Source organism: Clostridium tarantellae (assembly GCF_009295725.1).
Classification (GTDB): domain Bacteria; phylum Bacillota; class Clostridia; order Clostridiales; family Clostridiaceae; genus Sarcina; species Sarcina tarantellae.
The window spans coordinates 1-13,806 of record NZ_WHJC01000073.1 but is presented as its reverse complement, the minus strand read 5'-3'; the positions used below and the strand labels follow the sequence as shown (position 1 = coordinate 13,806).

The following is a 13,806-nucleotide window of genomic DNA, read 5'->3' as shown; positions in this document are numbered from 1 at the left end:
ATCTAAAACTAATCCATATTATTTAGATTATTATACAAAAAATACATAAGAGTTTTGGAATTATTGCACATAGCTGAAAACGGTTAGAAGAGTTACAATAAAATTATAGAAAAATAAACCATAAGTGAGAATTTTAGGGGGAGAAAAAATGGCGAATTTATCATTAAAACATATTTACAAAGTTTATCCAGGAGATGTTACGGCGGTTAAAGATTTTAACTTAGAAATAGATGATAAAGAATTTATAGTATTTGTTGGTCCATCTGGTTGTGGTAAATCAACAACTTTAAGAATGATAGCTGGTCTTGAAGAAATATCAAAAGGTGAATTATATATAGGGGATAAATTAGTTAATGATGTAGAACCTAAGGAAAGAGATATAGCTATGGTTTTCCAAAGTTATGCTTTATATCCTCATATGACAGTATATGATAATATGGCATTTGGATTAAAATTAAGAAAAGTAGATAAAGCAGAAATTGATAAAAAAGTTAGAGAAGCGGCAAGAGTTTTAGATATAGAACATTTATTAGATAGAAAACCTAAAGCTTTATCTGGGGGACAAAGACAAAGGGTAGCATTAGGTAGAGCTATAGTTAGAGAACCTAAAGTATTCTTAATGGATGAGCCTTTATCAAACTTAGATGCAAAATTAAGAGTTCAAATGAGAACAGAAATTTCAAAATTACATCAAAGATTACAAACTACATTTATATATGTAACACATGACCAAGTTGAAGCTATGACTATGGGTACTAGAATAGTTGTTATGAAGGATGGAATAGTTCAACAAGTTGCTAGTCCTCAAGAAATATATAATAATCCAGCTAATATATTTGTTGCAGGATTTATAGGAAGTCCTCAAATGAATTTTATAGAAGCAAATATTAAAGAAGAGAATGGGCAAGGTTATGCATATTTCCAAAATGAGAAATTAGAAATTCCACAAGATAAGTTTGAATCTCTTAAACAAAAAGGTTATTTAGGAAAACAAGTTATTATTGGAATAAGACCTGAACATTTAGATGACAATAGTGAATTAATAGAGCAAAATCCAAGTAAAGTTATAAAGGTTAAAGTAGAAGTTACTGAACTTATGGGAGCAGAAAGTTATATTTATAGCAAATGTGGAAAGCAAAATGTTACAATAAGAGTAAATGGAAGTACAAAATTACAATCAGGATCGGATGCTAAAATTTTCTGTGATACAACAAAATTACATGTTTTTGATAAAGAAAGAGAAATAAAAATAGTTTAGTAATATTTTATTGAGGTGAGTTTATGTGTAGTTTTCATAATTTTATTAGTGAGTTATATTTAAATACTCAAATACCATTTTACATTCAATTAGAAGGTGAAGAAGAAGTAAAAAGTCCAATAGCTGCTATATATGGGGAAGAATTAGTAAAAACTAATATAGAGATTGGTGATAAAAAAGGTATAATTAAAACTCCAAAAAAATATGAAAACTGCATTTCTTTATTAAAGTATTGTATAGAAAATAAATTAAAAGAAATTTATCTTAGAAAAGAAGAAGCAATAATAAATATTTTAGATGGAAAAGGAATAAATTTAAGTATTTTTAAAAATAATCTTTCTTTTTTGTTAAACCCTTTTTACATAATAATTATATATGCAAAAGATATGGAGCAGGAAGTTTTAGAGCTTCTTAAAGAAGGATATAATGAATATGAAACTGTAAGCTTAATATATAATAATTATATAATTTTGGTTGGAAATTTAGATGATATTGAAGAACATGTTGTTAGTATAAAAGATTCAATTTCTTCTAATCTTTTTTCAAAGTGTTATATTGCTTATGGAAAAGTAGAAGGGATAACAGATTTATGGGAGGCTTTTTTCAAAAATATGAGCAATATAGAATTAGCAATAAAATATAATTTGGAAGAACAAATATATGAGGAAAAAAGCTTATTATTTGAAAGTATTATTGATAATATAGATGAATCAGTAAAGGCAATGTTATATAAAAAATTTGATAATGGGTTATTAAAGTTAGATAATGATATGACTAAAACTATAGAAGTATTTTTTCAATGTGGATTAAATATTAGTGATGCATCAAAACAATTATATGTTCATAGAAATACTTTGATTTATAGATTGGATAAAATTCAAAAATTTACGGGGTATGATATAAGAAATTTTAATGAAGCGGTAATTTTTAAAATAGCATTTTTTATATGGAGATCCCAGCAGTAATCCTCATTTATTTTAAGAGAGCTTTATAATAGTAATTTTGCTATTATAAAGCTCTTATAATTTTATTAAATAATGATATAATTTATAATATAAAAATATGGAAGGATATTATAAAAATTAATGAGAACAACTGAAAATGTAAAAAGTAAATTAAAAATGTTATCTGAAATGAGGGGAGAGTCTTTATTTCAAGTACTAGAACATAGTAGCTTAAAAGGAAGTAAAGATATAGAAACAGCTATAAAAGTTAATCATATGAGAGAAGCAGGCATAAATTTGAGACAGGTTAGAATAGTATTAAATGAAAGTGCTGTTCATATAGAAAGTGGTGCATTAAGTTATATGAGAGGTCCTATAACTGTTACAACTAAAGTTGGAAATCCAATTAGTTTTGGTAAAAGACTATTTGCTAGTAAAGCTAATGGAGAAACCTTATTTAGACCAAAATACTCAGGAACAGGTGAAATATTTTTAGAACCATCTTTTGCTCATTATTGTTTGATAGAATTGGAAGATGATGAGGTTATTATAGATGATGGATTATTTTATGCTTGTGAAGAGTCAATACAAGTAGATAGTGTTATTCAAAAGAAGATTTCATCCTTAGTATTGGGAAATGAAGGTTTTTTTCAAACTAGGCTTAGGGGAAATGGAATAGTTGCATTAGAAATCCCAGTACCAGAAAGTGAAATTTTTAGATGTAAAATAAATGATGATGTATTAAAAGTAGATGGAAACTTTGCTATTTTAAGAACTGGAGATATAGATTTTACTGTAGAAAAATCATCAAAATCAATAGTTGGGTCATCTATTAATGGAGAAGGGTTAGTAAATGTTTTTAGAGGAACAGGAGAAATTTGGCTTATTCCAACAAAGATAATTTATGAAAAATTAGTCAAGGGAGAAATTGAAGATATCAATACTTCAACTAGAAATTTAGAGACTATAATAGAAGATATAAATGAGTAAATTTTTATGATTTAATTTAATAAAGTAATGAAGTTATGCATTTAGAATAGAATAGTATATAATGTTTTTATAGATTAATTATATAAGGAGCTGAGGGGATTGAGCACATTTGAATCTAAATTAAAATCACAAGAATTAGATTATTTTTTTAAAGCAGTTTTAGAATTAAAAGATGTAGAAGAATGCTATAGATTTTTCGAAGATGTTTCTACTATAGTTGAAATAAAAGCATTATCTCAAAGATTACAAGTTGCAAAAATGTTAAAAGAAAAAAAAACTTATACTGAAATTGCAGAAAATACAGGAGCTTCAACTGCTACAATAAGTAGAGTTAATAGATGTCTGAATTATGGAAGTGAAGGATATAATTTGATATTAAATAGATTAGAGGAAAAATAAATTATTTCATTATTAAGAATAAAGCATAAAAAATTTAAATACTAATTTAAAATAAATAGTTAATTTTAAGCAAGAAAAAAATTAAGGGTATTTCTAAAAGAAAAAACCCTTAATTTTATATTTCAAAATTACTTATTTAATTCTTCTATTTGTTTTTTTATTTCAAATATTTCAGATTGAACATTTTTTATTTTTGCTTTATTACTATCAATTCTATTTTTTATATCTTCAACTATGTTTTGATAATTTTCTATTATGTCAAAAGCTTTTGCACCAGGTCTAACATTGAAAAGTCTGTCTTTAAAATCTTCAAGCTTTTCTTCATCTTGTTTAATGTATCCTCTTAACTTAGAAATAAATTCTTCTTTATTAGTTATAAGAGAATTAAAAAAATCTTTTTGTTTTTCAGCTCTACTAGCTTTTATATTATCAAAGTAATCTTGTCTAGCTTTATAGAAACCATCTCTTACTTCTTTAAATTCATTAATTAATCTATCATTTTCTTCTTTTCCACAAAAACCTATTTTAAAGAAAGATTCACTTAATTCTCTAACTTTTTCAGAAGCTTCCTTCCAGTTTTCATTATTATATAAAGCTTTTAAAGCTTCAATAGCATCAAGTCTTTCTTGTATGTGAATTTGATTTTCCGCTTTAACTTTATCAAAAAATTCTTGTCTTTTATTAAAAAATGCATTTTTAGCATCCTTATATTCTTTAGATATTTCTTCATTTTCTTCTTTTCCTGAAAAACCTATTGTTTTGAACTCTTCACATAGAGCATTAAATTGTTCAGAAGCTTTTTTCCAGTTTTCATTTTCTACTAGAGCTTTTAATTTACATATTATTTCTTTTTTCTTTTCTCTTTTAGCAGTAAATTCACCTTTAAGATTCTCAACAATAGCTCTTCTTTTAGTATTAAGTTCTCCTCTTATTGATTTAAACTCTTCAAATAATTTATTATTTAAATCTTTGCCAGCAAAACCTATTGAATAGAATTGTTGAACAATATTTTTTACAGTTTCATCTGTAGATTTTAAATCGTTAGTATATTCAATAACTTTTAATTGTTCTATTATAGATTTTTTCTTTTCTCCATTTTCTTTAAATTGTTCAGAAGCTTTTTCATAATAAGCTTTTTTAGCTTGGAAGAAATTGTTTTTAGATTCTCTTAAATCAGAGTTTATTTTATCAGATACTTTTTTATCACAGTATCCTATTGAGTGAAATTCTTCTAATAAGTCATTAAATTTTTTATTTGCTTCTTTCCAATCAGTAGTATTTGAAGCCAAGTCATTAATTTTTTTCACGATTTCTATTTTTTTATCGGCATTTTCCATTTCATGCTGAAGTAGCATAGCTCCAAAATCTTGTTCTTCATCCTTATTATCTATGTAATTAGATTCTTTTATCATATTAGCAATCCCCTTTCTAATTTATAACTTATCTATTATTTTAAGACCTTAGAGTAATAATGTCTATAATAAAATGTTTTCATTAAGTATAAAGATATAAAAGTAATAATGAAGATTTTAAAACCTATAAATCCTATAAATAATGTAAAATTTAATTTTAGTTTAGATAAAAAATAAACATAGAAATATTGTAAAAATAATAATTTAGTAACAATTAGTTTAATATTTTATAGTATGATAGAAAAGACTATAGAATATTAAACTATTTTTATTGACAAAATATTGTATTTAACGTATATTTGCAATGTACAAAAATTATACTTATTAGGACAAAAATAAATTTAATTTAAAAAATATTTAAAATTAATTAAATAAATAAGTTTTTATAAATTTGTAAGAGAGAGGTGACTCATAGTGACAAGATTATTTGGAACAGATGGAGTTAGAGGAATAGCAAATACTGAATTAACAGCAGAGTTAGCTTATAATTTAGGAAGAGCTGGAGCATATGCATTAACAGAAGGAACTCATAAACCAAAAATTATAGTTGGTAAAGACACAAGAATATCAGGAGATATGCTTGAAGCAGCTTTAGTAGCTGGAATATTATCAGTTGGAGCTGAAGCGGTTTGTGTTGGAGTTATTCCTACACCAGCAGTAGCACATTTAACAAGAGCGTATGGAGCCGATGCAGGTGTTATGATTTCTGCTTCTCATAATCCCGTTGAATATAATGGAATAAAATTTTTTGATGAAAAAGGTTATAAATTATTAGATGAGATAGAAGATGAGATTCAAAGAATTATAGAAAGTAATTTTAAAGATGTGCCATCACCAACAGGTGTTAATTTAGGAAGAATAAGAAAAGAAAAAGGTGCATTAGAAGATTATATAGAATTTGCTAAAAATACTGTAGGAATTTCTTTAGAAGGATTAAAGGTTGCTTTAGATTGTGCAAATGGAGCAGCTTATGAAGTTGCAGTGCAAGCTTTTAGAGATTTAGGAGCAGAAGTATTAGTTATAAACGATAATCCAGATGGAACTAATATAAATGAAAAATGTGGTTCAACTCATCCAGAAGAATTAATGGATTATGTAATTAATAAAAAATGTGATTTAGGTTTTGCTTTTGATGGTGATGCAGATAGATGTTTAGCAGTAGATGAGAATGGAATTTTAATAAATGGAGATTTTATTTTAACTTTAGTTGCTAAACATTTAAAAGATATTGGAAGATTAAAAGAAGATACTTTAGTAGTTACTGTAATGAGTAATTTAGGATTAATGATAGCTTGTGAAAAAGAAGGTATTAAAACAATTAAAACTAAGGTTGGCGATAGATATGTTCTTGAAGAGATGGTTAAAAACAATTATGTTATAGGTGGAGAACAATCAGGTCATATTATATTCTTAGATCATAATACTACAGGGGATGGATTAGTAACTGCATTACAAGTTGCAGCTATAGTTAAAAGAGCAAATAAAACTTTAGGTCAGTTAGCAACTATAATGAAAGAGTTACCACAAGTGTTAGCTAATGCTAAAGTACCTAACAACATGAAAAGTATACATGAAACAGATGAAGAAATAATTTTAGAAATAAATAAGATTGAAGAGACGTTACAAGGCGTAGGTAGAGTATTAATAAGACCTTCAGGAACAGAACCATTAGTAAGGGTTATGCTTGAGGGAGAAAATCAAGAAGAAATTGATAAATTAGCACATAATTTAGCTGCTTTAATAGAGAAAAAAGCTAATTAACATAAAAATCACTAGTAGTATTTTGCTACTAGTGATTTTTATGTTAAGTGATAAATATATAGAGGTATATACATCTATATGTTTATATAGATATATAGAGTAATATAGAGGTATATACAGGAATATTACAATAATATTAAATAATAGCTAAAAATAGTTTAAAATAATAAAAAATGCTTGAAAAAAATATTTTCAATGCTAAAATAAATATGTAGAATTTTTGTTTAATGATTCATATACTATAATGTATTTGCAAAAAAATTTAATAAAAGCGCCAGAACTTAATTTGGAATATGGTTTAAGTTGACGAGGTTGGGGAGTATCGAATATTCGGCGGGTGCCCCACGGTATTGCACTACCGTAAAAGGTTAGTTAAAACTTAAAAGTGATTTTAAGGACAAAACTACTAGGTGTAAAAACCTTCTTAAAAAAGGTTGAAAAATTTATTTAAAAAATAATAAACAAAGGAAGGAAGAATTTTTATGTGCGGAATAGTAGGATATATAGGAAATGATAAAGCCACAGATATATTAGTGGAGGGATTATCAAAATTAGAATACAGAGGATATGATTCAGCAGGTGTTGCTGTTTTAGAAGAAGGAAATATAGAAGTAAAAAAATGCAAAGGAAGATTATTAAATCTTCAAGAAGAATTAAATAATGCACCTTTAAATGGAGTTATTGGAATTGGGCATACTAGATGGGCTACTCATGGAGCACCATCAGATGTTAACTCTCATCCACACAGTAACAACAAAGGAACTATAAGTGTTGTTCATAATGGTATAATTGAAAATTATTCAGAGCTTAGAGAATGGTTAATAAAAGAAGGTTATGAATTTTATTCACAAACAGATACAGAAGTTATACCAAATTTAGTAGATTTTTATTATGAAGGCGATTTATTAGATGCAGTTATAAAAGCTACTAAAAAATTAGAAGGTTCATATGCAATAGGGGTTATATGTAATAATGAACCAGATAAGATTGTATCAGTTAGAAAAGATAGTCCATTAATAGTTGGATTAGGAAAAAATGAATTCTTTATTGCTTCGGATATACCAGCAGTTTTAAATTATACTAGAGACGTATATCTTTTAGAAGATAAAGAATTTGTTGTATTAACGAAAGATGGAGTAAATTTATTTTCAGAAAATAAAGAGCCAATAACAAAAGAAGTATATCATGTTACATGGAATGCAGATGCAGCTGAAAAAGGTGGATTTGAAGATTTTATGTTAAAAGAGATTTATGAGCAACCTAAAGCTATAAAAGATACTATGACTTCAAGAGTTATGATTGATAAACCTATAACATTAGATGATATACACATTACTAAAGAGCAATTACAAAAAGTAGATAGAGTATATATAGTAGCTTGTGGAACTGCGTATCATGCAGGTGTAATAGGAAAACATGCTATAGAAAAATTATCAAGAATACCAGTTGAAGTAGATATTGCTTCAGAATTTAGATATAGAGATCCAGTAATAACAAAAAATACTTTAATAATTGTTTTAAGTCAATCAGGAGAAACAGCAGATACATTAGCTGTACTTAGAGATGGAAAAACAAAAGGTGCAAGAGTTATAGCTATAACAAATGTTGTAGGTAGTTCAGTTTCAAGAGAAGCAGATGATGTTTTATATACTTGGGCAGGACCAGAAATTGCAGTAGCATCTACTAAAGCATATGTTACTCAGTTAATAGCAGTTTATACAATAGCTTTATATTTTGCAGAGCTTAAAGAAACTTTAACTCTTGAAGAGTTAAAAGTTATAAAAGAGGAAATGCTGTTATTACCAGAAAAAGTTGAAAAGATTTTAGAAAATAAGGAACAAATAGAAGAAATTGCAGCTAAAAAATGCATGGAAAAGGATATGTATTTCTTAGGAAGAGGCTTGGATTATGGGGTTGCTATGGAAGGGTCTTTAAAGTTAAAAGAAATAACATATATACATTCAGAAGCTTATGCTGGAGGAGAATTAAAGCATGGACCAATAGCTTTAATAGAAGAAAATGTATTCGTAGTAGCTTTATTAACTCAAAGTAATTTACTAGATAAGATGATAAGTAATGTACAAGAAGTTGTAACAAGGGGTGCGGAAGTTTTAGGAGTAAGATTTGAAGGTGATGATAGCTATGATAAATTTGTAGAAGCGAGTATAGAAATACCTAAAACTATAAGTTTATTATCACCGGTATTAAGTGTAGTGCCATTACAGTTATTTGCTTATTATGTTGCTAAGAAAAAAGGCTGTGATGTTGATAAACCTAGAAATTTAGCAAAATCAGTTACTGTAGAGTAAAATAAAGGGGGATTTTTTATGAGAGAAGAAATAATGCAATTATTAAATCAATATAAAGAAACTAAAGATGCTATTGAAAATTTTATTGGAGCATTAGATAAAAAAGATTATGCACAAGGAAAATTAGACTTAGTTAAAGTTATAATTGCTGATTTAGAGAAAATAGCAGAAGAAGTTTAAAAATAAGTAATATATAAAACACTCATATTTTAAATATGAGTGTTTTTTTAATTGAAAATCTGAATTATAATTTTAAAAAACACTTAAATGTATGAATTAATAAATTTATTTAAGTGTTTTTTTAATAATAAAAAATACTTGAATAATATTAATAAAAAATAAAATAAATATAAATTTTTGTATATAACAATACAATAGTAATAATTTGTAAAAAATAACGGAAAATATGTTAAAGTTTTTTTAATGTTAAACAATAAAAAAATGAATTTTCGGAAAAACAACTGAAATCAAGTAAATGTAACACATATGTATTTCTATGAAAAACACATGTATTGCGTAATGTTAAAAGAATTTTATTATTATTAAAACTTTATTGATAAGAATAATATAATTTTAAAAAAATCTATTGATTTTTAATAAATTAGTAATATAATAGTAATTAAATTACAAAAAAGTTTATTAAATGAAATATAGGCATTAAATATAAGGGGGGGGTAAAATGGCGAAATATATAGCCAAAAGAATATTTACAAGTGTTTTAACTATATTAGTAGTTGTAACAGTAACATTCTTTTTAATGAGACTTATGCCAGGAGGACCATTTGATGGGGAAAAAATGACTCCTGAAATTAAAGCTAATTTAAATGAAAAATATGGATTAGACAAACCTTTATCTGAACAATACACAATGTATATGAAAGATTTAGTTAAAGGTGATTTAGGAGAATCTATGGTGTTTAAGGGAAGAAAAGTTAATGATACTATAAAATATTCATTCCCAGCATCAGCTAAAATAGGTTTAGTAAGTGTTGTAGTTTCAGTTACAATTGGTATATTACTTGGAATAATTGCAGCATTAAAAATAGGAAAATGGCCAGATAAGCTATGTATGATAATAGCTACATTAGGTATAACAATACCAAGTTTTGTAATAGGATCTACTTTAATACTTATATTTACAACAAAATTAAAATTATTACCAGCAACAGGGTTTAAGAGTTGGGAAAATTATATAATGCCTGTAATTGCTTTATCGGGAGCGTCCATGGCATTTATAACAAGATTAACAAGAAGTAGATTATCAGATGTTTTAAAATCTGATTTTATAAGAACAGCTAAAGCAAAAGGATTAAGTGGAACAACAGTTATATTTAAGCATGCATTAAGAAATTCACTTATTCCAGTAATAACTTATTTAGGACCATTGGTTGCAGGAATATTAACAGGAAGTTTTGTAGTTGAAAAAATATTTGCTATTCCTGGACTTGGAAATGAATTTGTACTATCAGTTACTAACAGAGATTATTCAGCTTTATTAGGTGTTACAGTATTTTATTGTACATTAATAATAGTTTGTAACTTATTAGTTGATATTTTATACGTAGTAATAGATCCAAGAATAAAGTTTGAAAATGCTGAAGGGTAAAGGAGGAAAAAGGAATGCAAAAACAAAAAGAAATGATTGACTTAGATGAAAGTTTATTTACTCCTTTAACAGCAGAAGAAAAGAAAGTAGATCCTATAGTAAGACCGAGTATTGGATATTGGAAAGATGCTTGGAGAAGATTAAAATCTAATAAAGTAGCATTAATTTCATTAATAGTAATTATATTAGTAATATTAGCTTCAATAGTAGTGCCAAAATTTTCACAGTTTTCATATGATACTAATAATTTAAGTCTTGCTAATAAAAAACCAAATGGCACTCATTGGTTTGGTACAGATCAACTTGGTAGAGATATATTTGTAAGAGTTATGTATGGAGCAAGATATTCTTTAACAATAGGTTTTGCAGCGGCTACTATAAACTTAATAATAGGAGTTATATATGGAGGAATTGCTGGATTTATTGGTGGAAGAGTAGATAATTTAATGATGAGATTTGTAGATGTTTTATATTCTATTCCAACAATGATTTATGTAATCATATTTATGGCTATATTTAATCAACCAGGAAGCGGAAAAAGTGGTTTGGGAACCATAATAATGGCTTTATGTATTTCTTACTGGGTAGGTATGGCTAGAATAGTTAGAGGAGAAGTTCTTCAATTAAAACAACAAGAATTTGTTTTAGCAGCTAAAACTTTAGGTGCATCTAAAGCAAGAATATTATTTAGACATTTAATACCAAATTGTGTTGGTTCTATAATAGTAACTATGACTCTTTTAATTCCTCAAGCTATATTTACAGAAGCTTTCTTAAGTTTTATAGGACTTGGAATTAATCCACCATTAGCTTCTTTAGGGACATTAGCAAATGATGCACAAAAAACTTTAACTGTTTATCCATATCAATTATTATTTCCAGCAGCTGCTATTTGTATAATAATATTAGCATTTAATTTATTTGGTGATGGATTAAGCGAAGCATTAGATCCTAAGAATAAAAGATAGGAGAAGATTCATATGACTAGATTATTAGAAGTTAAAAATTTAAAGACATCCTTTTCCACTCATATAGGAGATGTACAATCTGTAAGAGGTGTATCTTTTCATTTAGACAAGGGTGAAGCAATAGGAGTAGTTGGAGAATCAGGGTGTGGAAAATCTGTAACAATGATGTCTATAATGAAACTATTATCTAATAATGGAAAGATAGTAGATGGAAAGATATTATTTGATGGCAAAGATTTAGCACAATTTTCTGAGAAAGAAATGGAGAAAATTAGAGGAAATGAAATAGCTATGATATTTCAAGATCCTATGACATCACTTAATCCAGTAATTTCAATAGGTGAACAATTAACAGAGCATGTTATTAAACATAAAAAAATAAATAAAAAAGAAGCTATAAAAATAGCTATAAAGATGTTAGAGCTAGTAGGTATACCAAGCCCAGAAAAAAGAATGAAGCAATATCCACATGAATTTTCGGGCGGAATGAGACAAAGAGTTATGATAGCAATGAGTTTGGTATGTGACCCTAAACTGATAATTGCAGATGAGCCTACAACTGCTTTAGATGTTACTATACAAGCGCAAATATTAGATTTAATGAGAGAGTTAAAAGAAAAACTTAATACTTCAATAATATTAATAACTCATGATCTTGGAGTTGTAGCAGATTTATGTTCAAGAATAAATGTAATGTATGGTGGGATTATAATAGAACAGGGCTCAACAGAAGATATATTTTATAGAGCTAAACATCCATATACTTGGGGATTATTAAAAAGTGTACCAAATCCTAAAGAAAATGTTAAAGAAAAATTAAAGCCAATAGATGGACAACCACCTGATTTATTAAAGCCACCTGTAGGCTGTCCGTTTGCTGCTAGATGTGACTATGCAATGAAAATATGTATAGAAAGAAGACCGGAACTATTTCAAATTGGAGATAGACATTCATCCGCTTGTTGGTTATGTCATGAAAATGCTCCAAAAGTAGAATCGCCAATAGGGAGGAAATAGGAATGAATAATAAAGATGTCATTTTAGAAGTAAATAATTTATGTAAATACTTCCCTGTTAATAAAGGAATATTTTCTAAAAAAAGTTTTGTTAAAGCTGTAGATAATGTTTCTTTTACTATAAATAGAGGAGAAACATTAGGATTAGTTGGGGAATCAGGTTGTGGAAAAACTACAACAGGAAGAACTATATTAAAGTTATATAATCCAACTTCAGGAAATATAATTTTTGATGGAAAAGATATAACCAATTATAAAGAAAAAGAAATGGTTCCATTAAGAAGAAATATGCAAATGATATTTCAAGATCCATATGCATCATTAAATCCTAGAATGACTGTAGGAGATATAATTGGAGAAGCTATAGACATTCATAAGCTTTTTACTGGCAATGATAGAAATGATAGAATAAAGGATTTGCTATTAAAGGTTGGATTAAATGGAGATCATATAAATAGGTATGCTCATGAATTTTCTGGTGGACAAAGACAAAGAATAGGTATAGCTAGAGCATTAGCTGTTCAACCAGATTTTATAGTATGTGATGAGCCAATATCAGCATTAGATGTATCTATTCAGGCTCAAGTTATAAATATGCTAGAAGAGCTTCAAGAAGAATTAGGATTAACATACTTATTTATAGCACATGACCTTTGTATGGTTAAACATATATCAACTCATATAGGAGTTATGTATTTAGGTAGAATGGTAGAAAAGGGACCAAGTAATGATGTTTATTCAAAACCTAAACATCCATATACTCAAGCATTACTTTCAGCAGTTCCTATACCAGATCCTAATATAGCTAAAGCTAATAAAAGAATAGTGTTAGAAGGAGATATTCCATCGCCTATAGATCCACCACCAGGATGTAGATTTAAAGGTAGATGTAAATATGCTAAACCAATATGTGGAGAAGCAGATCCAGAATTAAGAGAAGTAGAAAAAGGACATTTTGTAGCGTGTCATTTATTTAATTAAGTTTTATGTTTGCAAAAGCAAATTAATATAAATTTGATAGTGTAAAGTTTAATATGAAAAAATAGGTTAGATATTATTTTGAAAATATTATTTTTAAAAACTATCAAAGATTATTTTTAGGTACAACAAAAAGACCTTCTATGAGAAGATTTTAAAAATATT

The 13,806-nt window shown here is 27.0% G+C and carries 12 protein-coding genes; 11 read left to right on the top strand and 1 reads right to left on the bottom strand.

All coding sequences use genetic code 11. The features are described from left to right. Window positions 1–148: 148 nt before the first annotated feature. The 4 genes from GBZ86_RS06975 to GBZ86_RS06960 all read left to right on the top strand — a co-directional run bounded on the left by GBZ86_RS06975 (window position 149) and on the right by GBZ86_RS06960 (window position 3,591). Window positions 149–1,258: an ABC transporter ATP-binding protein gene (locus GBZ86_RS06975; RefSeq protein ID WP_152889070.1), complete on the top strand. Its 1,110-nt coding sequence runs from the start codon at window positions 149–151 to the stop codon at window positions 1,256–1,258. A 23-nt stretch (window positions 1,259–1,281) separates the two neighbouring features. Further along, the gene (locus tag GBZ86_RS06970; protein WP_152889068.1) at window positions 1,282–2,223 is read left to right on the top strand and encodes a PucR family transcriptional regulator; all 942 of its coding nucleotides are present in this window, start codon (window positions 1,282–1,284) and stop codon (window positions 2,221–2,223) included. A 120-nt stretch (window positions 2,224–2,343) separates the two neighbouring features. After that, the gene (locus GBZ86_RS06965) at window positions 2,344–3,192 is read left to right on the top strand and encodes an AIM24 family protein (RefSeq protein ID WP_152889066.1); all 849 of its coding nucleotides are present in this window, start codon (window positions 2,344–2,346) and stop codon (window positions 3,190–3,192) included. Between the two features lie 99 nt (window positions 3,193–3,291). After that, window positions 3,292–3,591, top strand: a complete 300-nt coding sequence (locus GBZ86_RS06960; protein ID WP_152889064.1) for a YerC/YecD family TrpR-related protein — start codon at window positions 3,292–3,294, stop codon at window positions 3,589–3,591. A gap of 128 nt (window positions 3,592–3,719) precedes the next feature. Here GBZ86_RS06960 and GBZ86_RS06955 read toward each other — a convergent pair whose 3' ends face one another. Then, window positions 3,720–5,003, bottom strand: a complete 1,284-nt coding sequence (locus GBZ86_RS06955; protein ID WP_152889062.1) for a DUF349 domain-containing protein — start codon at window positions 5,001–5,003, stop codon at window positions 3,720–3,722. A gap of 414 nt (window positions 5,004–5,417) precedes the next feature. On the opposite strand from GBZ86_RS06955, the gene glmM reads away from it, so the two are divergent. The 7 genes from glmM (at window position 5,418) to GBZ86_RS06925 (ending at window position 13,644) form a co-directional block, all read left to right on the top strand. Continuing rightward, window positions 5,418–6,764, top strand: coding sequence for a phosphoglucosamine mutase (gene glmM / locus GBZ86_RS06950; protein ID WP_327444445.1), 1,347 nt, complete (start codon window positions 5,418–5,420; stop codon window positions 6,762–6,764). A 482-nt stretch (window positions 6,765–7,246) separates the two neighbouring features. Beyond that, complete coding sequence (gene glmS, locus GBZ86_RS06945) at window positions 7,247–9,073, top strand: glutamine--fructose-6-phosphate transaminase (isomerizing) (protein ID WP_152889060.1); 1,827 nt, start codon at window positions 7,247–7,249, stop codon at window positions 9,071–9,073. Window positions 9,074–9,091: 18 nt separating this feature from the next. After that, the gene (locus GBZ86_RS17080; RefSeq protein ID WP_170272177.1) at window positions 9,092–9,253 is read left to right on the top strand and encodes a hypothetical protein; all 162 of its coding nucleotides are present in this window, start codon (window positions 9,092–9,094) and stop codon (window positions 9,251–9,253) included. Window positions 9,254–9,752: 499 nt separating this feature from the next. Beyond that, window positions 9,753–10,679: an ABC transporter permease gene (locus GBZ86_RS06940; RefSeq protein WP_152889058.1), complete on the top strand. Its 927-nt coding sequence runs from the start codon at window positions 9,753–9,755 to the stop codon at window positions 10,677–10,679. A 14-nt stretch (window positions 10,680–10,693) separates the two neighbouring features. Then, window positions 10,694–11,647, top strand: coding sequence for an ABC transporter permease (locus tag GBZ86_RS06935; protein ID WP_327444441.1), 954 nt, complete (start codon window positions 10,694–10,696; stop codon window positions 11,645–11,647). 12 nt (window positions 11,648–11,659) lie between these two features. Next, on the top strand, window positions 11,660–12,664 hold the full coding sequence (locus tag GBZ86_RS06930) for an ABC transporter ATP-binding protein (RefSeq protein WP_152889056.1): 1,005 nt from the start codon (window positions 11,660–11,662) through the stop codon (window positions 12,662–12,664). 2 nt (window positions 12,665–12,666) lie between these two features. Then, window positions 12,667–13,644 (top strand): ABC transporter ATP-binding protein, encoded by a 978-nt coding sequence (locus GBZ86_RS06925; RefSeq protein WP_152889054.1) that lies wholly within the window; start codon window positions 12,667–12,669, stop codon window positions 13,642–13,644. Window positions 13,645–13,806: the final 162 nt, after the last annotated feature.

What these genes read in the sequence shown, in the direction of transcription:
- GBZ86_RS06975 (WP_152889070.1), top strand. Translation starts at nt 149, where the DNA reads ATGGCGAATTTATCATTAAAACATATTTACAAAGTTTATCCAGGAGAT.
- GBZ86_RS06970 (WP_152889068.1), top strand. Translation starts at nt 1,282, where the DNA reads ATGTGTAGTTTTCATAATTTTATTAGTGAGTTATATTTAAATACTCAA.
- GBZ86_RS06965 (WP_152889066.1), top strand. Translation starts at nt 2,344, where the DNA reads ATGAGAACAACTGAAAATGTAAAAAGTAAATTAAAAATGTTATCTGAA.
- GBZ86_RS06955 (WP_152889062.1), bottom strand. Translation starts at nt 5,003, where the DNA reads ATGATAAAAGAATCTAATTACATAGATAATAAGGATGAAGAACAAGAT.
- glmS (WP_152889060.1), top strand. Translation starts at nt 7,247, where the DNA reads ATGTGCGGAATAGTAGGATATATAGGAAATGATAAAGCCACAGATATA.
- GBZ86_RS17080 (WP_170272177.1), top strand. Translation starts at nt 9,092, where the DNA reads ATGAGAGAAGAAATAATGCAATTATTAAATCAATATAAAGAAACTAAA.
- GBZ86_RS06940 (WP_152889058.1), top strand. Translation starts at nt 9,753, where the DNA reads ATGGCGAAATATATAGCCAAAAGAATATTTACAAGTGTTTTAACTATA.
- GBZ86_RS06935 (WP_327444441.1), top strand. Translation starts at nt 10,694, where the DNA reads ATGCAAAAACAAAAAGAAATGATTGACTTAGATGAAAGTTTATTTACT.
- GBZ86_RS06930 (WP_152889056.1), top strand. Translation starts at nt 11,660, where the DNA reads ATGACTAGATTATTAGAAGTTAAAAATTTAAAGACATCCTTTTCCACT.
- GBZ86_RS06925 (WP_152889054.1), top strand. Translation starts at nt 12,667, where the DNA reads ATGAATAATAAAGATGTCATTTTAGAAGTAAATAATTTATGTAAATAC.